This window comes from Shewanella sp. MF05913 (assembly GCF_059758095.1).
The window spans coordinates 218,984-244,157 of record NZ_JCAYNT010000004.1; the positions used below are offsets into that span (position 1 = coordinate 218,984).

The window sequence follows — 25,174 nt, forward strand, 5'->3', positions numbered from 1 at the left end:
TGGAGGCGACAACATGTCTTTTATACGCGCGGTATCATCGCAATGGAGCAAAGCTGAATGGTCACATCAGCTGGTGCTTTTTTGGCAACAAGACGCGTATGTAAGGAGCCTCTTTGCGGGAGCGACAACTATGATCACTGTCGCTAACGTGGTTGCCGCCCTGAAGCCAACGCCCGAGCCAAAATCAGCTCAAGCAAAACCACCAGAAAATAATCCACTGCAAGTCGCCTCATCAGACTCAAATCAGCCACAGCAAGGGTTAACCCATATCGATGCTGCTAATGCTTTATTTGACTGTTTCTTGCTGTTATTTGTAAAAGAACTGCAATATCAACAGCTCTCACAAGCAGAAGCCATCATTGTGCAGTTGGCTGAGCACTACGCGATTAACTGTCAAAAAACGCCGATTGAAGACATTAAGCTAATGAACCAAAGTGTCCAGATCATCAACGCCATGGCGCAATTAAAACAACGAAGACATGTCCAAAGAAAAGCACAACGCAACATGGGCGCGCATTAACGCCTAACTGACCGTAAATACAAATCGACAAATGCCAATAATTTAGTTAGTTTCTGCTTTAAGCCAAAACACATAGAGAAACGCGTGAAAACCAAGCTAATTACCCTCGAAGGTTACAACAAGCTCAGACTTGAGCACGATTACTTGTGGAAAGAACAACGTCCTGAAGTGACTAAAATTGTAACCTGGGCTGCCAGTCTTGGAGATCGCTCAGAAAACGCTGACTACACCTTCAACAAGCGTTTATTAAGGCAAATAGACCGTAGAGTACGCTACTTACGCAAACTGTTACCCGAGCTTAAAATCGTTTATTACGCGCCAGAACAAGAAGGCAAAGTGTTTTTTGGTGCCGTTGTCGAAATCGAAAACGATGCTGGCGACATTAAAACCTTTAAAATTGTCGGCCCAGAAGAAATCTACGACGAACGCAAAGATTACATCTCTATCGACTCACCTATGGCGCGCGCGTTACTCAAAAAAGAAGTCGATGACGAAGCCGTCGTCAGCACGCCTCAAGGCAATAAAACCTGGTACATTAATAAAATTACTTATACCAAAGCCTAAAAGTGATTTAGTGTTGCCTAATCGATAGCTAATAATAATCAATCAGTTAACTTATGTATCAAGTCTTTTTCACTCACACACAACTCAAGGTGGCTGTGTTTATCACGTTGCGTTAATCGCTTTGCATTCCCAATAGGTGTCATATTGAACAACACGAAAGGCAGTCTCTACATGGTTTTTGCAATGGCCGCTTTTGCCATTGAAGACATGCTGATTAAGTCCGCAGCCGAAACCACTTCTTTAGGCCAAATCCTGGCATTGTTTGGCCTCGGCGGGATGCTGATTTTTATGCTGCTAACCTGGCGTAAAGGTCAAAAAATACTGCATCCGGCCATACTCACGGCACCGATTTTAATCCGTGCAGTCTGTGAAGTGACTGGCCGCTTCACCTTTGCATTAGCCATCACTCTCACACCACTCTCAAGCGCCTCGGCAATATTACAAGCTACACCACTGATTGCCATGATAGGCGCAGCATTATTGTTTGGTGAACACGTGGGGGTTAAAAGATGGATTGCCGTACTTGTAGGGTTTATTGGGGTGTTAATGATTATACGCCCAGGACTCGCTGGGTTTGAAGCTAACTCACTATTCGCAGTCATCGCCACATTAGGCTTTGCCGGCCGCGATTTAGCCACCCGCGCAGCACCACCTGTGTTATCGAACATGCAACTTGGGGTTTACGGATTCTTTGTATTAATCCCAGCAGGTATCGCTATCCAGTTATATCAAAATGAGCCAGCACAACTTAATACCACTGCATCACTGCAAATCATCGGTGCGATTATTTTTGGTGTTGCCGCCTACAATGCCCTCACCATCGCCATGCGCGCAGGCGACGTCTCGGTCATCGCCCCTTTTCGCTACACCCGTTTATTATTTGCCTTAGCGTTGGGCATATTCATATTCGGTGAATCACCCGACACCATGACGCTACTCGGCAGCCTACTGGTTGTCGTCAGCGGCGTTTATACGCTCAGCCAAACACGCAAAAAAGTCAGTCCGAGGGTGGTGAATAGCGAAGCCTAATGGGCTGTGAGATTGAGATATGGCCTGCGGCCACAAACACTTAAGATCGCAAGGTTCCACCCTGCACTGGCTTTTTAACCAAACAACAGCAGCGAAAAAATTGCGACGGAAATTTATCCAGCTTTGAACTTCATCTGAGTGTTCTTCGGCCACCTCTTTATGGTAAAGAATGAAAATGCTAACGCTTCAGATGGGGCGTCCCTTCCCCTCCAAAGCTAGCCAGACATCCATGTCTGGACTCACGTCATTTTCTTCAACAGCCTCAAGTTCAGAGTTGAGTTTGGGCATTTTCAAACAGCAATTGGCTCGTTTGGACAAGGCTTAGCTTTTTTTTCGTCGTCCCGGCAATGCTTTTGAGCCGGGATCCAAGTGTTTGGTTTGGTTTGGTTTGCTTATAGCCTGCGGCGCATCTTGTAATAAAGAGTGAAAATGCTATTGCTTAAGACTAGGGTTTTGATTTGCGTGAAAGGCCATGACTCGTTCACGTATTCTTTTGTAAAGAGTCTTCAACAGCCTCAAGTTCAGAGTTGAATTTGGGCATTTTCAAACAGCAATTGACTCGTTTGGACAAGGCTTAGATTTTTTCGTCGTCCCGGCAATGCTTTTAAGCCGGGATCCAGGTGTGAATTTTTTGCTTTAAAAATCAATCAAACAGCGCGTTTTCTCGAGCTGTTATTTACATAAAAAAGAGTCACATCTCAGGTGTTCAGGCTATTCACCTAACAAAGTACACTTGGTATAGGCACGCGGCTTCGCGCGGTCTATCCTTATTTGTTAGCTGTAAGTAAGAATTTACGTAGGTCTCTCTCTTGCCTCATAACGTGTAAAATATAAACTTTGTCGTTTTCTACTTTATAAAAAACACGACAAGGATTAATAACTATTTCCAGATAATTAAGGTTACTTAACTCAATCGGTTTCTTTCCTGATTCTGGGAATTCTTCAAGCCGTTCGACTTTTGCAAAGATTTTCGCTACCAAACTTTTAGCGGCCAGAAGATGACTTAAAGCAATATATTCAGCGATGTCATTAAGATCTTCCAAAGCAGGGTTTGTCCAAATTATTTCAGCCATTTACTCATTTTCTCTTTAGCCTCAATATTAGATACAGTTTCTCCACGACTTATAGCCTGCTCACCTTTAGCAAGAGCTTCAAGGATTTGCATACGCTTTTGCATAAATTCGAAGTCATCAACATCAACAAGGTATGCAGAAGGTTGTCCATGTTCAGTAATTAATACAGGCTCTTTAGAAGAATGAAGCTCTGATAATATTTTTGTTGCCTGCCGTTTTAATGTCGTAACTAGCTCTACTCTCATACTAATCGCCTCACAAAAAATGTATCACTATAGTAGCACTTAATGAGCAATTTGAGAATACAGCTAACAAACCTGTAGAGTTACTGGTTTTAAAATTTATTTTGATTGGTACATCAGAAACAACCAGGTTTACACTTTAATTCAACTACTTAGATGATGTACAACATTATTTAACATGCAGATGTATTGTTGTTTTAGAGGGAGTATATGGCGGGTTTGGTGAGTTTTGAGGTGAAAAAGGCTTCCCCCTTCTTAGTGCATCGCGTGTTGCAGCTTTTCTATATTATGAACAAAGCAAACACCTGGATCCCGGCTTAAAAGCATTGCCGGGACGACGAATAGAAACTGAATCAGAATGACATTTATCTAACTCTGGCGTCAGCGAAGCACCACGGCGTTTTTGGCTTTAGGTCATACAAAGTCTGAGTAACCATAACAATTCAACTTGCCTCAGCTTTGCTTAATCCCCGTTATGTTTTACCGTTAAGCTTAATCGCCATTGCTCTCGAAAGTCTTTTTGAATACGTGAATGGATAAACAGCGTTATCGCCATCGCTAACACTCCGCCGAGGCTAGCGAGTGCCATATCCTTATGCGCATCCCAAATGTCACCCTGGGTGCCTAAATACGCCATGCCAAGTTCGCCACCAAATATCTCTGCGGCGCCCCACTCTACTAACTCATATAACATCGATGTCGACATAATCAGGTTTAACGGCGTGAAATAACTCCAAAAGCCTTTCACGCCAGCAATCTTGCAATACACATCCCTCACTGGATATGCCAATAAAAAGCCGTATGCGAAATGAATCAATCGATCAAAGTTATTACGCTCCCAGCCCATATATTCATTGAGGCTAAAATTAAAATATGACTGCAGAAATTCATCATAGGGAACATTGGCATAAGTATAATGTGAGCCGATCTCATGCAAGCTCATAAAGACAAATATCAGGCTATACGAGAGTCGCGATAATGGGCATTTTTTATAGGTGAACACCACAAAGATGGCAGAGAAGACAATTAACACATTCTCAAGCGCCCAATCAGCTCGATTATAAGGGTTGATAGAAATAACAATAAATTCAATAATAAAGATGATTGAAAGCAATAGAAAATATCGTTTATGTTCCATAGAATGTTGGCCATTGTGAATTAAAGATATTTTATGGCATGTCACAGTTTACTTAAGGCTTGCCTCTCAACATCACCTGCTAAAAAATCTTAGGCAACAAACACCTACGACTCATAGATTGCATTTATCACTACGTCATTATTGATGATACGCTTTATTTTTATACAATAAACCCATACGCCAATATTTCAATGCTAAATCGTTTATTTAACACAACATATCATCTCTGATTTTAAACAAGAATAGGCTTTAACTCTCTGCCTCAATGTGGGCGAATAGCCATGAAAAAAGCCAAAACAAAGATAAAACGCTTAGGCGTAGTAGACTCAGGCATTAGCAATTAGGTTGGTTGGCCATGATTAACCTTTCTTACTAACTTTGATGCCAAACCGAGTTAATTTTTTGATTTTAAAAATGTACAAATTCAACTCTGAACTTGAGGCCGTTGAAGACTCTTTACAAAAGAATACGTGAGCCCAGACATGGATGTCTGGCTAGCTTTAGAGGGGAAGGGACGCCCCATCTGAAGCGTTAGCATTTTCATTCTTTACCATAAAGAGGTGGCCGAAGAACACTCAGACGAAGTTAAAAGCTGGATTTGACCACGTCGCGAAATTATCGCAGCTATTGTTTAGTAAAGAATGATAATTTTGATGTGGCGGCTGGGCCAATTCTTTTATAAAGAGTAAAGAGGGAACAGCCGTTGGTTTTCTCTTGGTCTGGTGTGGGCGAAGCGCCACGACGTTAGTGGCCGTAGGCCATCAGCAAAAGCAAAGCAAACACCTGGATCCCGGCTCAAAAGCATTGCCGGGAGGACGAATTTAATGAAGACGAGTTTAATGCTGACGAATTTTATGAAGACGGATTTAATGAAGTTGAATTTAACTCAGTCGAATTGAATAGAATCAAAGTGACATTGATTCATACTCTGGAGTCATCGAAGCGCCACGACGTAAGTGCTCGTAGGCCTTAAATAACCATAACGAAGCCATAAACAAAAAAAGCCACCCCGACATACAATGCCGGGGTGGCTTTTTAGCTAGCACTTTTAACTTTTAACTTTTAGCTATCAGCTGTTAGCTGTTAGCTGTTAGCTGTTAGCTGTTAGCTATCAACTGACACTATTAACTATCGCTATCAAGGTTTAGCTATCAGCACTTTGTTCATAGCTAATCATTATTCGCTAATCGCAATCCGCTAATAACCGTTCGCAGTCAGCTAATCCATTATGATTAACGCAGCAGTAATAACGGGATTTTGCTTTTGCTGATCATTCTGGTGGTATTGCTGCCAACAAAAAACTCACGAATACGTGAATGGCCGTAAGCACCCATTACCATTAAGTCGATATTATTGGCGACTTGATAGGCTTCTAATGCGGTTTGCACTTCACCCTGACACACTGCTGTACTTACCGTAAAGTCTGCACTGCTTAAGGTGTCAGCTGCCGCTGCAAGTTCGGCACTGGCTGTCGTTTGATTGTCTGACACCATCACTAAGTGACACGCTAAGCCTTTAAGTAAAGGGCTGGCGGCAACTCGGCCAAGGGCCTTTTTCGCAGTGGCGCTGCCATCGTAAGCAAAGATAAAACGCTCAGGCGCTGTAAACTCTGCCATAACAACCAAAATAGGTTGCTTAAGCGTGCGGATAACACTCTCAATATGGCTACCAATTGGTTGATCCTGGTGTTGCTCACCTTGACGTCCCATGACCACTAAACGTGCATTAGGCTCTTGTTCTAACAAGGTTTCAATTAAGTCGCCATGGCGCTGTAAGGTATCGACTGACACTGTAGATTGTTGGTCAGTTACACGCGTTTTAGCATCTTCGAGCATGTATTTGCCTTGCTCGAGTGCCAGTTTGCTTCTGCGACCTTCAAGCACCACCATTTCGTCAAGTAGATGCTCACGCGTTCCTAAACCAATGTTGCCAGATAAATTCAACTGAGTTGGATACACTGACTTATCTAATACATGTAACAAGGTCACAGGGGCATCTAATTGCTTAGCCGCCCATCCACTGGCATCACATACGGCTAAGGTTGCTTTTGAACCGTCGATACAAGCAATCACATTTGTCATTATTGTTCTCCTTTTGTGGTGTTGCTCAGGGTTAGTGACCAGACATCATTTTTTCGACTTCTTCAGGTTTATCGTGCACCCCAAATTTATCAACGATGGTCGAACTGGCTTCGTTTAGGCCAATTAAATCAACCTCGGTGCCATCACGACGGAATTTAATCACTACTTTATCGAGTGCCGATACTGCGGTGATATCCCAAAAATGCGCTAGTGATAAGTCGATAGTCACTTTATCTACCACTTCTTTAAAATCAAATGATTGGCTAAACTTATCTGCCGAGGCAAAAAACACCTGGCCAACGATTTGATAATGGCGGCCAGTTTCAGCAGTAATCTCTGAGCTTTTAACCACCATGAATCGGCCCACTTTATTGGCAAAGAATAATGAAGCCAATAACACCCCTACAAATACCCCAATCGCCAGGTTATGGGTAGCGACAACCACCACAACCGTGGCCACCATCACAAGGTTTGTCGACATTGGGTGATGTTTAAGGTTACGGATTGAATCCCAAGAGAAAGTACCGATAGACACCATGATCATCACAGCAACCAATGCTGCCATAGGGATAAGCTTTAACCATTCGCCGAGGAATACGATTAAAATCAGCAAAAACACACCGGCTGCAAACGTTGATAAACGGCCACGGCCGCCTGATTTAACGTTGATAATTGATTGACCAATCATCGCGCAACCCGCCATACCGCCCATTAAGCCAGCACCAATGTTGGCAATACCTTGGCCTTTACACTCACGGTTTTTATCACTTTGGGTGTCGGTTAAGTCATCAACAATGGTGGCTGTCATCATTGATTCAAGTAAACCAACCACCGCAAGACCTGCTGAATAAGGCAAGATGATCATTAAGGTTTCAAGGGTTAATGGCACTTCTGGCCACAAGAAGATAGGCAATGTATCTGGTAACTGCCCCATGTCGCCTACAGTACGAACATCGACACCCATAAATACCGCAAAAATGGTTAATCCCACGATGCACACTAACGGTGACGGCAATGATTTACCGATAACAGGGATAAGCGGGAATAGGTAAATAATCCCAAGGCCTGTGGCTGTCATGGCGTACACATGCCAAGTTACGTCAATGAGTTCTGGCACTTGCGCCATAAAGATTAAAATCGCCAAGGCGTTCACAAAACCGGTGACAACCGAGCGCGATACAAAGCGCATTAAGTTACCGAGTTTTAAGTAACCTGCGGCAATCTGGAATACACCGGTTAATAAGGTGGCAGCCAATAAATATTCAAGGCCGTGCTCTTTTACTAAGGTCACCATTAACAGTGCCATTGCACCCGTTGCAGCAGAGATCATCCCTGGGCGGCCACCGGTAAACGCAATCACTACCGCAATACAGAACGAAGCATATAGCCCCACTTTAGGGTCGACACCTGCAATAATCGAAAAGGCAATTGCCTCTGGAATTAACGCCAGTGCAACCACAAGACCGGCTAATAGATCTCCGCGGATGTTGGAGAACCATTCTTTTTTCATGGTTTGTATCATGTTATTCACTCTGTTTAAAATTCAGTCATTTATTTCAATAGTACGTGCTGATCCGAAACTGAAAATACCGCAAACAGTTTCTAAGATGTTGATCCGTCATGCAACGAGATGCTATCAAATATGGGGTAAAGCAAAACAGCCACTACAGATGGATTGTCGCAATCCAATACGGGAGGGTATAGCTAAATGCGGCTTAGTTCATGCAAGATTTTGCTTTAAATACACGTATGCACCTCAAAGCAGCGACAAAGAATATAGTTCAGCCCGTCTAAAGTCAAAATCTGTCGTAAAAATAATCGATGTTTCGCCTTATTAAGCCTAATTTGCAGCGATGTTTCAGTGCAATATTTTTACTGATCATATCCGATAAAAATAGTGCCTTTTTTAACATACTCAGCCAAAATCCATTTTAAGATGGCTCACATTTATCTGGATATTTTGTGTGCGATCGATCACGATTTTAAGCTTAATAAGACCTGAAATGATGAATGCCAGGTTAAATATGTAAACAAACAGTATAAATAATGTGCTATTTCAGGTTTATTTAATCTTTACGCTGTTTTACGGCCCTTAACTACTTTCAATTAATAGCTGCTTCTTGTTATTCTCCTGCCGTATAACAACTCGTATGTTTTTTGATGCGACAACCACTTCTTTTACGCTCAGGCGGAAACGTTTTTTGAATCCAACTCTTTGCCAAAAACTTGTTACGCCGCTAAGCCGCATAGCAAGCTTGTCTAAATTGAGTAAAGCACATTTAACTTTGTGTTTCGGATTACTGTTGCTGCAACCTTTAGCCGATGCTTTATCGATTTCGGTTGGTCACTTTATTGATATCAGTGAGTTTATCGCGATTGCAGACGGCCTATTGGCTGAGTTTGTGGGTGCGGGCTTACTCAGCTTAATTGTGCTTAACCCTATGGTTCTTGAACAATTTTGGCGTTTGTTTCATCTCAATTCTAAATTTAGCAATCTGCTTGAACTCAGCGATGCGCTCAGTGCATTATCTCCTGTTATTCCTAAGTCGTTAGACTATACGGCACACGGTTGCCGCGCCCCTCCTCGTTAACTTTCGTTTTAGCTCAATACTCAACAACTCGTTATGACACCCACTTTGGCATCAAAGTGAACAACTGCCGTTTATAGGCCAGTTAATGCTGTGTTTGCGTGTTGCTCTCAATCTGTCACAACCTTATGGGATTGGCAGCGTAGTAAGCTTTTAAGGTGAGAGGAATCTTCCTTTGTTAATTCGAAATTTAAGTAAACCAGCACTGGCGGCATTGGCATTTGTGCTCGCCGGTTGCGAAGGCGGCGTACTGGATCCCAAAGGTCAAATCGGCATCGATGAGAAAAATCTCATTATAGTGGCAACGCTACTGATGCTGATTGTGGTTATTCCGGTCATTTTTATGACGCTGTACTTTGCGTGGAAATACCGCGACGGCCGCGATGAAGAAATTTACGCACCTAAATGGGCACACTCAACCGCCATTGAAGTTGTAGTGTGGGTTGTACCGATTATTATCGTGATCATTTTGGGTGTTATCACCTGGAATTCGACTCATGATTTAGACCCCTATAAACCGCTTGAACATGACGCTAAACCCGTCACAGTTGAAGTAGTGTCGCTAGACTGGAAGTGGTTATTTATCTATCCAGAATATGGCATTGCCTCGGTTAACGAATTGGCCTTCCCTGCAAACGTGCCGGTTAACTTCAAAATTACCTCAGACACGGCGATGAATTCCTTTTTCATTCCGCAGTTAGGCAGCCAAATTTACTCAATGGCAGGCATGGCAACCAAGCTACACCTTATTGCGAATGAGCCGGGTACCTTTGAAGGTATTTCAGCTAACTACAGTGGTGCTGGTTTTGCGGGCATGAAGTTTAACGCCATTGCCACACCTACAGCAGGTGATTTTGATGCCTGGGTTGCTAAGGTAAAACAACAAGGTCACACCTTGGATATTGAGCAATATAAGCAGCTCGCTGAAAAGAGCGAAAACAACCCTGTGCAATATTACGGCTCAGTGCAACACGGCATGTTTAATTACATTGTGATGCAGTACATGCATCCAGACTCGAACATGAAATCTATGGGCAGCATGGAAGGCATGCACGATATGGGCAACATGAAATCAATGTCTGGTATGGATCACACTCAACATATGCAGCATATGAAAGACATGGACGCTGAACAACATTCTGAACATCCATCACCTTCACACTCAACCACAGAGCATTCTTCGACTGCTTCTGGGGAGGCGGAGTAATCATGCCATTTCTTGGAAAATTAACACTCGAGTCTATTCCGTATCACGAACCCATTATTATGGTGACCCTAGCGGCTGTCGCCATTATTGGTGTCATTATTGCGGCTTTAATCACTAAGCATCAAAAATGGGGCGTGCTGTGGCACGACTGGTTAACCTCGGTTGACCATAAAAAACTTGGCATCATGTATATCGTGTTAGCGATGGTGATGCTTATCCGTGGTTTCTCTGACGCGATTATGATGCGAACCCAGCAAGCGCTCGCCACTAATGGCGCTGCGGGGTATTTACCACCAGAACATTACGACCAAATCTTCACAGCTCATGGCGTGATCATGATTATCTTTATGGCAATGCCATTTATGATTGGTTTAATGAACTTGGTCGTACCGCTGCAAATTGGTGCTCGCGATGTCGCGTTCCCATTCTTAAACAATTTCAGTTTTTGGCTAACCACCTCTGGGGCGGTGTTAATTAACATATCGCTAGGACTCGGTGAGTTTGCTAAAACCGGTTGGGTGGCTTATCCGCCATTGTCTGAGCTGGCCTACAGTCCGGGGGTGGGGGTTGATTATTATATCTGGGCATTGCAAATATCCGGTATCGGGACAACCTTAACCGGGGTGAACTTTATCGCCACTGTGTTAAAAATGCGTGCGCCTGGTATGAAGCTGATGCAAATGCCTATTTTCACTTGGGCTTGTACCTGGGCTAACGTGTTAATCGTTGCATCGTTCCCCATTTTAACTGCCGTGTTAGGCATGTTGACCTTAGACCGTTACTTAGATTTCCATTTCTTTACCAACGACGGTGGCGGTAACGCCATGATGTACATCAACCTATTTTGGGCTTGGGGTCATCCTGAAGTGTACATTTTGGTATTACCGGCTTTCGGTATTTTCTCTGAAGTGTTTTCAACCTTCACTTCAAAGCGTTTATTTGGTTACACCTCAATGGTGTGGGCAACCGGTGCGATATCTGTACTTGGCTTTATTGTGTGGTTACACCATTTCTTTACCATGGGTTCAAGCGCGAATGTTAACGCCTTCTTCGGTGTAATGACCATGGTGATCGCGGTGCCGACTGGGGTAAAACTGTTTAACTGGTTATTTACCATTTACCGCGGCCGTTTACGTTTTACCGTACCGGTATTGTGGGGCTTAGGTTTTATGGTGACCTTCACCATCGGCGGCATGACCGGGGTATTGTTAGCATTACCAGGTGCCGATTATGTGTTGCATAACAGCTTGTTTTTAATTGCCCATTTCCATAACACTATTATTGGTGGTGCGGTATTTGGTTATATGGCTGGTTTTGCTTACTGGTTCCCTAAAGCAATGGGTTTCACGCTTAACGAACGTTTAGGTAAGGCATCATTTTGGTGTTGGCAAATTGGCTTCTATGTGGCGTTTATGCCGCTGTACGTGCTTGGTTTTATGGGCATGACACGTCGTATTAACCACACAGATAACCCGGCGTGGAACTTCTGGCTTTACTTTGCCGTAGTCGGCGCATTTATCATTCTTGTGGGGATTATTTTACAGTTTGTGCAATTGTATGTGAGCTTCCGCGACCGTGAGCAAAACCTCGATACCACAGGCGATCCATGGAATGGCCACACACTTGAATGGTCAACCTCTTCACCACCACAGTTTTATAACTTTGCCCAGTTAGATCCTGTAACGGACATTGATACGTTCACCGACATGAAAGAAAAAGGCACCGCCTATCAACGTCGTGAAACCTATCAGCCAATTCACATGCCTAAAAACACTGCCAGCGGAATTGCCATGGCTGCGTGTATTACAGCCATGGGCTTTGCGGCAATTTGGCATATTTGGTGGTTAGCCATTGTTGGGTTTGGCGGTACGTTTGTGTTGTTTTTACTGCGTGCTTACGACAATGACGTGGACTATTACGTGCAACCCGATGAAGTCGCACGTATTGAAAATGCACACTTAGATAACGTAGCAAGGGGCCGATAATGAGTATTGCTATTCAAGCAGATTTACATGTAGCTCACGCTGCTGAGCACAATGATCAACACCATGATGATCATCATGACACTAGCGGTAACACCTTGTTCGGTTTTTGGATTTATCTCATGACCGACTGTATTTTGTTCGCCTCTGTGTTTGCGACTTATGCGGTGTTGTTTATGAATACCGATGGTGGGGTGTCGGGCAAAGATATTTTCGAATTAGACTTCGTGCTTATCGAAACTGCCGCCTTACTGATCAGTAGTATTACTTATGGCTTTGCCATGATTTGCGCAAGACACCAAAAGAAAGCAGCAACATTAACGTGGTTATTAATCACCTTTGCGTTGGGTTGTGTGTTTATCGCGATGGAAGTGTACGAGTTCCATCATTTAATTGAACACGGTAATGGCCCAGATCGCAGCGCGTTTTTATCCGCATTTTTTGCCCTAGTCGGTATGCATGGTTTGCATGTTACCGCGGGCTTAATTTGGATGCTGATCATGATGGTTGAAGTGCTTAAAACAGGCTTAACTAATCGCAGCATCACTCGCCTGAGTTGTTTAAGTTTGTTTTGGCATTTCTTAGACATCGTGTGGGTGTGTGTGTTTACCGTAGTTTATTTGTTAGGAGTCTTGTGATGAGCAATGCACATGCAAGCCACGGCGCAGGCGACTTTTCTGCCAGCGTTAAATCATATTTAGTCGGCTTTGTGTTATCGGTTGTCTTAACTGGTATTCCATTTTGGTCGGTGATGACACACCAGTTTGACCACATGACAACACTCTGGGTTGTGGTGATAACGGCGATAGTACAAATCGTGGTGCACTTGAAATACTTCCTCCATTTAGATTTTTCTAAAGAAGGCAGAATCAATACATTCTCGTTCTTATTCACCGCCTTGATTATCGTCATGGTAGTGGGTTTGTCTGTGTGGATTATCTACGCAGCTAACGAATTGATGATGTAATTAGACAGCTATCATGAATAATCAAGGTCAATCTATGTCAGCACAATTAACCTCACGCTTACGAGGATATGTTCAGGTCACTAAGCCTGGCATCATCATGGGCAATTTAATTTCTGTCGCGGGCGGCTTTTTACTCGCGGCTCAAGGTAATGTTGATTTGACCTTGATGTTCGCCACCATGATAGGTTTGTCTTTGGTGGTGGCGTCGGGTTGCGCGATCAATAATTGCATTGATCGCGACATCGACGCCAAAATGAAGCGCACACGAAACCGAGTGACCGTTACCGGTGAAATATCGGTACAAGCGGTATTGAGCTTTGGTATTGGTCTGGGTGTTGTCGGCTTTACCATGCTGGCGATATTCACTAATAGTTTAGCGGTGTTATTTGCCGCCATTGGCTATGTGGTTTATGTCGGCGTGTACAGCCTATACATGAAACGCAACTCGGTTTACGGCACCTTAGTTGGCAGTTTTTCGGGAGCCGTGCCACCGGTTGTGGGTTATTGCGCGGTTACCGGGCAAATGGACATGGGCGCGGTCATTTTGCTGCTAATGTTTAGCCTATGGCAAATGCCTCACTCATATGCGATTGCGATTTTTCGCTTTGACGATTATGCCGCGGCCAATATTCCGGTATTACCCGTAGCTCAAGGCATGACCAAAGCTAAATTGCATATCGTGTTGTACATCGCGGTATTTGCGCTAGTGAGTGCACTGCTTCCCTTAGCTGGTTACACAGGTATTGCCTTTATGGCGGTCACCTTTGCGACGAGTTTATGGTGGTTAGCAATGGCATTAAAAGGCTATCGTCGCGACATCAATTTGCAGTCTTGGGCTAGACAGGTATTTGGATTTTCCATTATCACGATTACCGCATTAAGCGTGACCATGGCATTGGATTTTCAAGTTGCTGCTCAAGTACCATTACTGACTTTAGTACCTTAACCGGTCATCATTATTTGGTTGAACACAAAGCCCGTTAGCCTATGCTGCGGGCTTTTTATTTGCTTATTCAACATTGTTGACTAGGGTTAAAGCTCATTTAAATTACCGCATGAAGTTCGGTCTATACCCAATCAACTTGAAGATCCGTGTTTCAGAGCTTCACCGTGTTTTCAATACTAGGCGCGTTAATGCGGTAATGTAGGTACCTTATAAATTAGCGCAACAACGTAGTGGGAACACGGTGAAACTCCCAAAGGGCAAGTTTTACACGTGTTTATGCTGCGGCTTTTGTTAATTTAGCTGATTTTGGAAAGGGAACGACCATTACCCGCAATCAATGCCTTGCCTAAACGCGTGTAAACTCTTGCTGAAATCGAGCATCTTCAGGTTGTTTGGGTATTTACCTACTCTAAAAACATAAAGGGATATTATGTTTACCGCGTTAACAACCCAGTTGCTGACTGGCCTCATCAATTCCGCTAACAAACCATTGCGCTTATGCATTTTGTCTTTGATGATGTTCCTAACGTTAGTGGTGCCCGTCAACGCGACAGCGCAAACATTAACCTCGAACAATCAGCACGCGTTATTTGGCAATTGGATTATCGACACCCCAGAGCACATCACCTTACTGCAATTAAACCGTGATTTAAGCTATTTATACATTAACCTCAACCACCTAACGCCGCATAAAAGCGTAGCCGAATGGGGCCGACTCGCTATTGCACCTAATGGTGTGCGCTTTATGGCCAGTTATAGCAATAATCCGCTATTGGGCTTGGTGGCTTATCAAATTACCCATCCCAAGCTGCATATCGCGCTTGGCGTAGAATCAAAAAAGTTAGTCTTCACTATCGACACTAACGCAGACAGCATTAGCGATGAACAACATGACTATTATGCCTATAAGAACCAGTCTATCTTCGGCGTCTGGCATCAATTATCAACACCGGCATTAAGTAGTGTTGTGTTGCTCAGCAGCGGTTATTACGCTTTAGTGAATGTTAACTTACATCAAGACCCTCACGTTCATCCGCATAATACCCATTTACAATGGGGCCGCTTTGATGAGCAGCAAGAATTTAGTGAACCTATTTTTGATAGCCACCCACAACTGACATCCGCGTTACCTCTCATGATTTATCACCCTTTGCGCCAACAACTGGCTTTATCTTTTGACCAAGACAAAGACCACATAACAGACCATTTGCTGCTTTTTAAACAATAAAGCGGCATTTACAGCTATTTAGTTACAATTTCTGCTGCAATCAGCTATTCAAATTCAAGTGATTACACTTCATACTGAGCCATTGCTGGTATCAATTTAGTGTTAAAAGGATATTCCATGGGCCAAGAAACCTCTAAGATTCTCGTTGTCGATGACGACATGAGATTACGTTCATTATTAGAACGTTACTTGCTTGAGCAAGGCTTTCAAGTACGTAGCGCAGCCAATGCTGAACAAATGGATCGATTACTTGAGCGCGAAAACTTTCACCTTTTAGTACTCGACTTGATGCTACCCGGTGAAGATGGCTTATCGATTTGCCGCCGTTTACGCCAGCAAGAAAACCCTATTCCTATTGTGATGCTCACCGCTAAAGGCGATGAAGTAGACCGAATTATTGGCTTAGAGCTTGGCGCTGATGACTATTTACCTAAACCGTTTAATCCACGTGAGTTATTAGCACGGATTAAAGCGGTAATGCGTCGTCAAACCACTGAAGTACCAGGTGCGCCTGCGCAGCAGGAAGAAATGATTGAGTTTGGTGAGTTTTCGCTAAATTTAGCCACGCGTGAAATGTTTCATGGTGATGAAAGCATTGCCCTGACTAGCGGTGAGTTTGCCGTATTAAAAGTACTGGTTAACCATCCTCGTGAGCCATTATCGCGCGACAAGTTAATGAACCTTGCTCGCGGCCGTGACTACTCTGCCCTTGAGCGCTCTATCGATGTACAGGTTTCGCGCTTACGCCGTTTAATTGAAAAAGATGCCGCCAACCCACGTTATATTCAAACGGTTTGGGGTTTAGGTTATGTGTTTGTACCCGACGGCACCACGCGAAAGTAAGTCATGGAACTCAAGTTAAAATGGTGGCAACGCTTCTTACCTCGAAGTGCGTTTAGCCAAACGGTATTGTTGATTGGCAGCTTATTGCTGATCAATCAATTAGTGTCGTATTGGTCGGTCGCCGTTTACTTTATCAAGCCCAGTTACGAGCAAATTAACCAACTGATTGCCCGCCAAATCAACATATTATTTGTTGATGGCGTGGATGTTGGCCGCGAACATCTCACCATGGTTGATGCCTTGAATGCCAAAGTGCGTGACGATGGCATGACGGTTTACAACCAAAAACAAGCCCAGGAGGCCGGACTCGGCCAGGCCACTTATTACAGCTTTTTGTCTGAACAAATGTCGGTTTATTTAGGCGGCGAAGCCGAGGTGCGTTTTTCTCAAGGTGAAAATCTCGACGTGTGGATTAAGCCACCTCAAGCCCCCACGCTGTGGATTAAAGTGCCATTAACCGGCATTAACGAATCTGACTTATCGCCATTAACTTTGTATTTATTGGTAATTGGCGCGCTCAGTGTCGCCGGCGGCTGGTTATTTGCTCGCAGACAAAATAGGCCATTAAAACGCTTACAAAAAGCCGCGGTTGCGGTGTCTCAAGGCGACTTTCCGCCCACATTACCGTTAAGCGGTTCTACCGAAATTGTTGAAGTAACCCATGCGTTTAATCAAATGGCGCATAGCATGAAACAGCTTGAGCAAGACCGCGCCTTACTCATGGCCGGTATCTCCCACGACCTCCGCACGCCACTGACTCGTATTCGCTTAGCATCTGAAATGATGGTCGAAGAAGACCAATATTTAAAAGAAGGCATTGTTACCGACATTGAAGACATGGATGCGATTATTAACCAATTTATTGCCTATATTCGCAACGATCGTGAAGGTGTGCGCGAGCCAGATCAAATTAACCGCTTAATCCAGGAAATTAGCCAACAGGAATCTCACCGCGAAGAAACCATAGAGCTTTCGTTAGCAGACTGCCCCGACATTGCCATGAATAGCGTGGCGATTAAACGTGTGCTGAGCAACCTGGTAGAAAATGCGTTTCGTTACGGCAATGGCTGGATAAAAATCAGTTCGTACCATCAGGGTAATGCGGTGTGTTTTAGCGTTGAAGATAATGGCCCAGGAATTGATGAATCTAAAGTTGAGCAGTTATTTCAACCCTTTACTCAAGGTGATTCAGCCCGAGGCAGTGTCGGCTCAGGTTTAGGTCTGGCGATAATTAAGCGGATTGTTGACCGTCATCATGGAAAAGTGAAACTGTCTAACCGCCCTCAAGGTGGCCTCAAAGCTCAGGTTTGGCTGCCATTAATGGATAAAAATCAATAAGAGTTGATTGAAACGACGTTAACGCACTCATAAAAATGGGCGCCACATTGGGCGCCCATTTAAAATTCAATCAGTTGTGAATAGCGACTTACAGTGCAGCCATTACGGCTTCTGCTGTGCTCACTTCAAATGACTTAGCTTCTTCAACATTCAATAATGTCACTACGCCGTTGTCGATAATCATCGCGTAACGTTGTGAACGCACGCCACCAAAACCAGCAGTGTCCATTTCTAGGCCTAGTGCTTTAGTAAAGCTGGCATCGCCGTCTGCAAGCATCATTAATTCAGAGGCATTTTGCGCTTCGCCCCATGCTTTCATCACAAATGCATCGTTTACCGATACACAAGCAATTAGGTCAACACCTTTAGCTTTAAACTCGTCAGCCTGTACCACAAAGCCTGGCAAGTGAGCTTCTGAACAGGTTGGCGTAAATGCACCTGGTACGGCAAATAACACCACTTTTTTACCGGCAAAAAGCTCAGTCACATCGTGATTAACCATACCGTCTTTAGTCAGTTGGCTTAATGTAGCTTTTGGTAAAGATTGTCCTGTAGCGATCATAATTATATTTCCTTAAGGGTGAATAAATGGGTTATTTAGGCGCCAATACTTTACGGCATCCCACGTACAAAATAGATAATACTGACTCACATAAAATTGAGATCAACAGCCCAAGTAACATGCCGATGGCAATGGCTTCGGGCTTTAATAAAATCACATGCGAATAGTTTTTCCATACTTCAGCTTGAATGTCTGTTTGCGGTGCAAGGATCACTTGCTGGTATGGGCTATAACTGTGTTGACGAAAGCGCGTTAATGCATCGGTTAACGCCACGTAACGTTGATAAATCGATTCGATACTTTCGCCACCCGCGCTGAAAACTGGATCGTTATTTTTGCGATAGTGTTGAATAAGCTTACTGATGTCGCCAGCAAAAAAGCGGTCGGCATCGTGTTGAAATTCGGCCAAACTTTGCTTGGCTTCTAGCTGATGCGCTTCTAAACGTTGACCATATTGATCGACAAAACCGGGAACCTGAATACCAATCAATACGCCGCAAACAAACAGCACTAAGCGAAGATAGTCCATTAAATGTTTAATCATGATGTCATCGGTTGAGATAGAGAAAATTCACAAACGCCACAATATCACCAATCAGTTAACTACGCATCCTCTGTATCGGTATGTAAACGGATGTTAATTTTCGCCAATAATTACAAGGTTAATCTAGGCTGAATAAATTCAATAAATGCTGAGATCCGCCGCGCCACAGTAGATGATTTGTAATACATCGCATTCACTTGCTCGCGATCAGTGACATTAATTTTGTCTTGATTAAGCAAGGCGACTAACCGACCGTCGGCTAAATCGTCGTTAATCATAAAGCCCGACAAACACGCAATACCATTACCGCTTAACGCCAATTGCCGCAACGTTTCGCCATTACTGCTACAGATGCTCGGTATAATTTCCTCGCTACCTTTTAACGGCCACCGGTTAAGCGCTTTTGGCTCGGTAAAACCGAGTAACTCATGACCGCTTAGGTCTGCCACTTTTTGCGGTGCGCCTCGGCGGGCAATGTAGGCTGGTGAGGCGACGATGTGTAAGGCACTCTTGCCTAATGGTCTGGCGTACAAGGTAGAATCGTTTAATTTACCGATACGAATCGCCACATCGGTGCGCTTTTCCAGTAAGTCGACATAACCCTCATTTGAAGTGAGCTCTAACATAATGTCAGGATACGCCTGCCTAAAATCATTCATTAGTGGCACCAGCTGATGAAACACAAACGGGCTTGCAGCATCTACGCGCAATCGCCCTTGTGGTAACTCACCTCGCTTAACTAACTCATCTTCTGCCCGTTGTAATTGCAGTAAGCCCGTTCTCACCGACTCGACAAATTGCCTGCCCTCGTCAGTCAGCTCAATACGTCGGGTGGTGCGGTTTAATATGGTCACCCCAAGCTGCTGCTCAATTTTACTCACCGCCCGCGACACGCGCGCCACTTGAATATTTAACGTATCGGCCGCCGCAGAAAAGCCGCCGCTGTCGACCACAGTTAATAAAATATCCAGATCATCTGAACGAGTCAGCATACACACCTCGGGTTAACGTCAATTACTTTCATTTTACACAAAAGTGATTTGCTAAAGACACTGTTTTTTACAACTCATTTACCGTGAATAATAGCCAGCATTACGCAATATCGACTCATTCACTTATTAAACCCGAGGAACACATTATGCCGTTAGCCCTACTCGCATTGACGCTAAGCGCCTTTGCAATCGGTACCACCGAATTTGTCATTGTGGGGTTACTGCCCACCATGGCCCAAGACCTTAATGTTTCATTACCCTCAACAGGCTTGTTAGTCAGCTTGTATGCCCTAGGTGTTGCGATTGGCGCACCGGTATTAACGGCACTTACAGGTAAATGGAACCGTAAAAACGTGTTATTAACCGTTATGGCGCTGTTTGTGGCAGGTAATGTATTAGCATGGCAAGCCCCGGGCTATGAAACCTTAATTGTCGCACGCATTATTACTGGCCTAGCCCATGGAGTGTTTTTCTCTATTGGCTCAACCATTGCAACCGGATTAGTGCCTAAAGAAAAAGCTGCCAGCGCCATTGCAATTATGTTTACCGGTTTAACCGTCGCATTGGTGACAGGCGTGCCCTTAGGTACCTATATTGGCCAAACATTTGGTTGGCAAGCCACCTTTTTAGCGGTAGCGATATTAGGCTTTATTGCGTTGATAGGCAGCAGTTTATTGGTACCAAACAATTTACAGCAGCCTGCGGCCACTAAAATATCCGCTCAACTTAAGGTATTAACTCAGCCACGATTATTATTAGTGTATGCCATTACCGCATTAGGCTACGGCGGCACCTTTGTCGCGTTTACATTTTTAGCACCCATTTTGGAGCAAGTGTCAGGCTTTGAGTCTCATGCGATTGGTCTGATTATGTTGGTTTACGGCGTGTCAGTGGCTATCGGTAATATTTGGGGCGGTAAAATGGCCGACAAGTTAGGCCAAATCAAAGCGCTGAGTATCATTTTTACCGGTTTAGCCGCCATTTTAGTGGTATTTAACTTTACTGCGGTTAACCCTATTGCAGCAGTTATCACCATTTTAGTGTGGGGCGCATTTGCATTTGGTAATGTACCAGGCTTACAAGTTTATGTGGTTAAACTGGCGCAAGAGCATACACCTAACGCAGTTGATGTGGCATCTGGCCTCAATATTGCCGCATTTAATGTGGGTATTGCACTGGGTGCCTGGGGCGGCGGATTAATCGTTGAGCAAGCAGGCTTAATGCATACCCCATGGGTTGGCGCGGTGATTGTATTGTTAGCATTAGCGTTAACCCGCTACAGTGGCTCGCTAGACAATAAAACCAATAACACTGCGGTATCTCAGGCAGCGGCATAATAGTTATTTCTGAGCTAGAGATCGTTAAATCAAGGGCATATACCTATATGCCCTTGAGTCTTTTCAGCTTTAGTTAACTTAACTTGAGCTCAGGTTAACTTAATCCCCAATCAATTTTTGGTAAATGCTCAATAAACCACTCAAATCCGCGGCCTTGGTGCTCTTTATGCCAGGCAAGATACAAGCTCTGGTTAGGACGTGGGATTGAGCATTGTTTTTCAATTAACTCACCGCTGTCGAAATAACATTGCACCATGTGCCGCGGTAAAAACCCAATCCCTAAACCTTGTCGCTGTGCTGCTATTTTGGTTTCCATGGTGTTGACTCTAATGACTTGCTTGCTTTGAAATAAGCCACTACTGCGTGTCGGCAACACTTGCGCGGTATCGGCCACCACAACTGAGGCGTATTCGGTGAGTTTGTCGGCGGCTAATACCTCATCAACAAACGCCAATGGATGATGAGGCGCCACTGCAAATACAAATTCAATCTCGCCTATTTTGTGGGTTTGAAATACACCTCGAGGTAATTCGCCAGAGGCACCAATCACAATGTCTGCACGGCGACTGTGTAAGGCATCCCAACCACCACCCACGGCTTCCACATCGATACTAATGTCTACCGAATGTTCGAGCTGATTAAATTGCTCGATTAACTGAAACAACGGCGCTTGCGGAATAACCGTATCGCGCGACAATCTAATTTCACTTTCCCAACCGGACTCTAATTGCTGCACGGAATCAATCAGTCGATTAGTGGCCAGCAATATCTGACGCCCTTGCTCTAATACAATTTTACCTGCTGGAGTGAGCTGTGCTTTTTGTTTTGTCCGGTCAAATAACGCCGTGCCCATGTCGTCTTCAAGTTTTTTGATGGTGTAGGTTAATGCTGACGGCACTCGATACAACGACGCCGCTGCAGCAGCAAAACTCCCTTTGCGCTCAATGGCGTCCAGGGCCCGCAATGCATCGATGGTAATCGCATGGTGCATGAATTTATCCTTATTCAAAAAATTTGAACTATTAACTCAGTTTATTCCGATTTTTTATTCGATCAAGTCTCAATATACTCATTATCAATCGGTGAGGCAGCGTTATTTACGTTTACCACCAGCCAAATAACAGTTTAAAAATATTGAGGATACAAACCATGAAAGCACTGATTAAACGCATTACACACTCTACTGCAGGTTTTAGCACATTGGCATTGCGTGTGCCTGTAGGGATTATATTTATGGCCCATGGCGCCCAAAAATTATTTGGTTGGTTTGGCGGTTATGGCCTAGAAGGTACAGGGCAATGGATGGCGTCAATGGGAATGGAACCTGGCGTATTAATGGCCTTTATGGCAGGTAGTGCTGAGTTCTTTGGTGGCTTATTTATTTTACTCGGTTTACTGACTCGCCCAGCGGCTGTCGCACTTGCCTTTACCATGGTGATTGCCATTGCCAGTGTTCACCTAAGCAACGGCTTATTTATGTCTAACAACGGTTATGAGTATGCTTTGGCTTTATTAGCCGCCAGCGTGTCATTGGCTTTATCGGGTTCGGGTAAAGCAGCGCTTGATAACGCGCTTACCACTCGATTAGCTAAGTAACCTCAGAGCAAATTAGCAAACCCAAATTTCGATAGGAGAACATCATGATCACTTTACGTCCTGCAAGCGAGCGCGGCACCGCCAATTTTGGTTGGTTAGACAGTAAACACAGCTTCTCATTTGGCAGTTATTATGACCCAGAGCATATGGGATTCTCAGCCTTGCGAGTCATTAACGATGACAGCGTAACGCCCGGTGCAGGATTTGCCACTCATGGCCATCGTGACATGGAAATCATCAGCTATGTGCTCGAAGGTTCAATTGCCCATAAAGACAGTGAGGGTAACGTTGAAGTATTGCCTGCTGGTGAATTCCAGCTCATGTCTGCCGGCAGCGGTATCACTCACAGTGAATACAATGCGTCTAAAACCGAGCCATTGAAGTTTTTACAGATTTGGATCCAGCCCAATACCTTAGGTAATACGCCAGGGTATCAGCAAAAAAACTTTGGCCAGGCTATAGGATTAACCACCATTGCGACGCCAACGGGTGAAAATGACACCTTACACATCAAGCAAAATGCGACGTTATCACAATTGATTTTAGCGCCGCATTCAGAGCTGACTTACACGATTGCCGCTGACAGACAGGTCTATGTACATCAAGTGGTCGGTGAGCTGAAAATCGAGTCAGAAAGACTCGCGGCCGGTGATGGTGCAAAAATAACAGGCCAAAAAACGATAACCTTTAAAAACGAGCTAGACGACCAGTCTACTTCATTGTTATTTGATTTGCCTTAATACCAACACTCGTGATGCCTGTGATGATGCTATCGCAGGCAAACGTTTCATTCACCTAATTAATTAACAAGAGGATCACCAAGCTTTTCTCGGGTATTAACGTGCTGCGCATCTCTTAGCTTTAGTGCACTAAACACGCCAATAGCAGCCATTAAGCCCATCGCCACTTGCACGCCTATCACTGCAGTAAAGCCGTTTTGCCACAGAGTAATAATCTGCTCGGCAAACATCAGCCAATCGGCTATCAATGTTATTAATAACAGTGCACTAGTAAGCAATAATAAGCGGCTAATATGGCGTTTAATATTGCCAATGTTAATACTCACTAACATGGTCGCTAACAAAGCCAGTACAAAGCAGGCAACAAGCCAATCACCGCGGGCTGGCAACGTGGCAGGTAACACTCGCTCACATAAAAAGCCAACCGCTGTGGCCACAATAATACCACCACATCCACCTATAGTGACGGCACTTGCAATGGCAATACTGCGCGGCGAAGAATGACGCTGGGTGCGGCGTTTATTAATCCACAACATATTGCCTGCCACAATCATCGCACTAATGGCCATGGCTAAAATGAAGTATAAAATCCGCACATCCATACCGGCAAAATCACCAAAATGCAGTGTCACTAACACATCGCGTCCCTGGCGGAATACATTGTATTGTTCGGCATTGACCTTATCGACCACGGCACCATTAGCAATACGGTAAGTCACTTCATCACGCTGGGCAAAACTGGCGGTATCACTACCACGAATTTGCACTAATGCATTGTCGGCACCGTAATGATGAAAAATCACATTACGTAATTCAAAATTTTCTTGCTGCCGAGTCTCTTCAATTAGCTTAAAGGCATTGCCCATCGCCATCGGTGTTTGGCTGCGAGGCTCAACCACTCGTTTAAAGCCTGCATCATTAAACAAGGCTTGTTGATCGCCTTGGTAAATAAACATCGCAAACGCCAATTGAAACACAATGGCTAAATTTAGCACCAGGCCGCTTAAGGCATACATTAAGGTAAACGGCAGCGTCATGACACCTACCACTGTGTGTAAATCTAATAGATTATCGCGCCTGTGCTTATCTACCCGATACTGAAAAAAGTGCTTAAACAGTTTACGGGCATGAATAAACACCCCAGAGATTAGGGCAAACAAAAAGACTAATGTCACCATCCCGATGAGATAGCTTCCACCGGGTAAGTGAAGGTTGTAATGCAACCGATAAATAAATTGCGATAACAAGAAGTCATCTTTACCCGCAACCGTTTCACCGGTTTTAGGAGCCACCAGAATGGCTAAAGATTGACGGCCACTTTCTGCGGCATCGTCGAGCACGTCCATATAAAAAATATAATAAGGCACTAATGAAGTGGGCATATTGATCCGAAAACGCCCTTGTTGATCAACCGGATATTCTGCCCGTTTTTGTTCAACTAAGCTGCCAAGCGGTATGTCTTGCTGACTACTTTGCACTGGGTGATGTGGCGTAATAGCCCACTGTGCCACTTCGTCATGGAACAGTGTGATTGCACCGGCCCAAAATACGATAAACAGTAATGGCGAAATGGTCAGTCCAAGCCAACTGTGGGCTTCGACGAGGTTTTTAATCAGTTTATGTGGGGCGTTAGCGCGAGGATTCATTGAAGACTTCA

General features: G+C 44.3%; 25 protein-coding genes. 15 read left to right on the top strand and 10 right to left on the bottom strand.

Features of this window, described 5'->3' with window-relative positions; translation table 11 throughout:
• Positions 1–13 precede the first annotated feature (13 nt).
• From AC19MV_RS08050 to AC19MV_RS08060, 3 genes are all read left to right on the top strand, one after another.
• The gene (locus AC19MV_RS08050; protein WP_498306863.1) at positions 14–520 is read left to right on the top strand and encodes a hypothetical protein; all 507 of its coding nucleotides are present in this window, start codon (positions 14–16) and stop codon (positions 518–520) included.
• Between the two features lie 84 nt (positions 521–604).
• Complete coding sequence (greB, locus tag AC19MV_RS08055; RefSeq protein ID WP_432400684.1) at positions 605–1,084, top strand: transcription elongation factor GreB; 480 nt, start codon at positions 605–607, stop codon at positions 1,082–1,084.
• A gap of 144 nt (positions 1,085–1,228) precedes the next feature.
• Positions 1,229–2,113 carry a DMT family transporter gene (locus AC19MV_RS08060; protein WP_498306865.1) on the top strand — a complete coding sequence of 295 codons (885 nt, stop codon included), beginning with the start codon at positions 1,229–1,231 and terminating at the stop codon, positions 2,111–2,113.
• A gap of 767 nt (positions 2,114–2,880) precedes the next feature.
• On the opposite strand, the gene AC19MV_RS08065 is transcribed toward AC19MV_RS08060, so the two are convergent.
• The 5 genes from AC19MV_RS08065 to AC19MV_RS08085 all read right to left on the bottom strand — a co-directional run bounded on the left by AC19MV_RS08065 (position 2,881) and on the right by AC19MV_RS08085 (position 8,169).
• Positions 2,881–3,186, bottom strand: coding sequence for a type II toxin-antitoxin system RelE/ParE family toxin (locus tag AC19MV_RS08065; protein ID WP_432400688.1), 306 nt, complete (start codon positions 3,184–3,186; stop codon positions 2,881–2,883).
• A complete protein-coding gene (locus AC19MV_RS08070) occupies positions 3,174–3,431 on the bottom strand; it encodes a type II toxin-antitoxin system Phd/YefM family antitoxin (RefSeq protein ID WP_160052031.1) in 258 nt (85 codons plus the stop codon). Before AC19MV_RS08070 ends, AC19MV_RS08065 begins: the two co-directional genes overlap by 13 nt.
• A 460-nt stretch (positions 3,432–3,891) precedes the next feature.
• Complete coding sequence (locus tag AC19MV_RS08075; protein ID WP_498306868.1) at positions 3,892–4,566, bottom strand: DUF2238 domain-containing protein; 675 nt, start codon at positions 4,564–4,566, stop codon at positions 3,892–3,894.
• Between the two features lie 1,232 nt (positions 4,567–5,798).
• Positions 5,799–6,647 (bottom strand): universal stress protein, encoded by an 849-nt coding sequence (locus AC19MV_RS08080; RefSeq protein ID WP_498306869.1) that lies wholly within the window; start codon positions 6,645–6,647, stop codon positions 5,799–5,801.
• 31 nt (positions 6,648–6,678) lie between these two features.
• On the bottom strand, positions 6,679–8,169 hold the full coding sequence (locus AC19MV_RS08085) for a SulP family inorganic anion transporter (RefSeq protein ID WP_432400694.1): 1,491 nt from the start codon (positions 8,167–8,169) through the stop codon (positions 6,679–6,681).
• A 679-nt stretch (positions 8,170–8,848) separates the two neighbouring features.
• Here AC19MV_RS08085 and AC19MV_RS08090 point away from each other — a divergent pair.
• The 9 genes from AC19MV_RS08090 to envZ all read left to right on the top strand — a co-directional run bounded on the left by AC19MV_RS08090 (position 8,849) and on the right by envZ (position 17,746).
• Positions 8,849–9,238 (top strand): hypothetical protein, encoded by a 390-nt coding sequence (locus AC19MV_RS08090; RefSeq protein WP_498306871.1) that lies wholly within the window; start codon positions 8,849–8,851, stop codon positions 9,236–9,238.
• Positions 9,239–9,410: 172 nt separating this feature from the next.
• The gene (gene cyoA / locus AC19MV_RS08095; RefSeq protein WP_498306872.1) at positions 9,411–10,442 is read left to right on the top strand and encodes a ubiquinol oxidase subunit II; all 1,032 of its coding nucleotides are present in this window, start codon (positions 9,411–9,413) and stop codon (positions 10,440–10,442) included.
• A gap of 2 nt (positions 10,443–10,444) precedes the next feature.
• A complete protein-coding gene (cyoB, locus tag AC19MV_RS08100) occupies positions 10,445–12,427 on the top strand; it encodes a cytochrome o ubiquinol oxidase subunit I (RefSeq protein ID WP_498306874.1) in 1,983 nt (660 codons plus the stop codon).
• Complete coding sequence (gene cyoC, locus AC19MV_RS08105) at positions 12,427–13,062, top strand: cytochrome o ubiquinol oxidase subunit III (protein WP_498306876.1); 636 nt, start codon at positions 12,427–12,429, stop codon at positions 13,060–13,062. Before cyoB ends, cyoC begins: the two co-directional genes overlap by 1 nt.
• Positions 13,062–13,391, top strand: coding sequence for a cytochrome o ubiquinol oxidase subunit IV (cyoD, locus tag AC19MV_RS08110; RefSeq protein WP_498298345.1), 330 nt, complete (start codon positions 13,062–13,064; stop codon positions 13,389–13,391). Before cyoC ends, cyoD begins: the two co-directional genes overlap by 1 nt.
• A 13-nt stretch (positions 13,392–13,404) precedes the next feature.
• Complete coding sequence (gene cyoE / locus AC19MV_RS08115) at positions 13,405–14,337, top strand: heme o synthase (protein WP_432400705.1); 933 nt, start codon at positions 13,405–13,407, stop codon at positions 14,335–14,337.
• A 430-nt stretch (positions 14,338–14,767) separates the two neighbouring features.
• Complete coding sequence (locus AC19MV_RS08120; protein ID WP_498306877.1) at positions 14,768–15,565, top strand: hypothetical protein; 798 nt, start codon at positions 14,768–14,770, stop codon at positions 15,563–15,565.
• 117 nt (positions 15,566–15,682) lie between these two features.
• Entirely contained in the window at positions 15,683–16,408 is a 726-nt protein-coding gene (gene ompR / locus AC19MV_RS08125; RefSeq protein ID WP_432400709.1) for an osmolarity response regulator transcription factor OmpR, read from the top strand.
• A 3-nt stretch (positions 16,409–16,411) separates the two neighbouring features.
• Positions 16,412–17,746 (top strand): two-component system sensor histidine kinase EnvZ, encoded by a 1,335-nt coding sequence (envZ, locus tag AC19MV_RS08130; protein WP_498306879.1) that lies wholly within the window; start codon positions 16,412–16,414, stop codon positions 17,744–17,746.
• Between the two features lie 88 nt (positions 17,747–17,834).
• On the opposite strand, the gene AC19MV_RS08135 is transcribed toward envZ, so the two are convergent.
• From AC19MV_RS08135 to AC19MV_RS08145, 3 genes are all read right to left on the bottom strand, one after another.
• Positions 17,835–18,308: a peroxiredoxin gene (locus AC19MV_RS08135; RefSeq protein ID WP_498306881.1), complete on the bottom strand. Its 474-nt coding sequence runs from the start codon at positions 18,306–18,308 to the stop codon at positions 17,835–17,837.
• A gap of 31 nt (positions 18,309–18,339) precedes the next feature.
• Positions 18,340–18,852, bottom strand: coding sequence for a DUF2937 family protein (locus AC19MV_RS08140; RefSeq protein WP_160052050.1), 513 nt, complete (start codon positions 18,850–18,852; stop codon positions 18,340–18,342).
• A 110-nt stretch (positions 18,853–18,962) separates the two neighbouring features.
• Positions 18,963–19,844, bottom strand: coding sequence for a LysR family transcriptional regulator (locus AC19MV_RS08145; protein WP_498306882.1), 882 nt, complete (start codon positions 19,842–19,844; stop codon positions 18,963–18,965).
• A gap of 146 nt (positions 19,845–19,990) precedes the next feature.
• Between AC19MV_RS08145 and AC19MV_RS08150 the strand changes: the two genes are divergently transcribed.
• Entirely contained in the window at positions 19,991–21,181 is a 1,191-nt protein-coding gene (locus tag AC19MV_RS08150; RefSeq protein ID WP_498306884.1) for an MFS transporter, read from the top strand.
• A 94-nt stretch (positions 21,182–21,275) separates the two neighbouring features.
• On the opposite strand, the gene AC19MV_RS08155 is transcribed toward AC19MV_RS08150, so the two are convergent.
• A complete protein-coding gene (locus AC19MV_RS08155; protein ID WP_498298360.1) occupies positions 21,276–22,172 on the bottom strand; it encodes a LysR family transcriptional regulator in 897 nt (298 codons plus the stop codon).
• A gap of 158 nt (positions 22,173–22,330) precedes the next feature.
• Between AC19MV_RS08155 and AC19MV_RS08160 the strand changes: the two genes are divergently transcribed.
• Both AC19MV_RS08160 and AC19MV_RS08165 read left to right on the top strand, forming a co-directional pair.
• Positions 22,331–22,777, top strand: coding sequence for a DoxX family protein (locus AC19MV_RS08160; RefSeq protein WP_498306886.1), 447 nt, complete (start codon positions 22,331–22,333; stop codon positions 22,775–22,777).
• Between the two features lie 44 nt (positions 22,778–22,821).
• The gene (locus AC19MV_RS08165; RefSeq protein ID WP_498306887.1) at positions 22,822–23,517 is read left to right on the top strand and encodes a pirin family protein; all 696 of its coding nucleotides are present in this window, start codon (positions 22,822–22,824) and stop codon (positions 23,515–23,517) included.
• A gap of 59 nt (positions 23,518–23,576) precedes the next feature.
• Here AC19MV_RS08165 and AC19MV_RS08170 read toward each other — a convergent pair whose 3' ends face one another.
• A complete protein-coding gene (locus AC19MV_RS08170) occupies positions 23,577–25,163 on the bottom strand; it encodes a PepSY-associated TM helix domain-containing protein (protein ID WP_498306889.1) in 1,587 nt (528 codons plus the stop codon).
• Between the last annotated feature and the right edge of the window lie 11 nt (positions 25,164–25,174).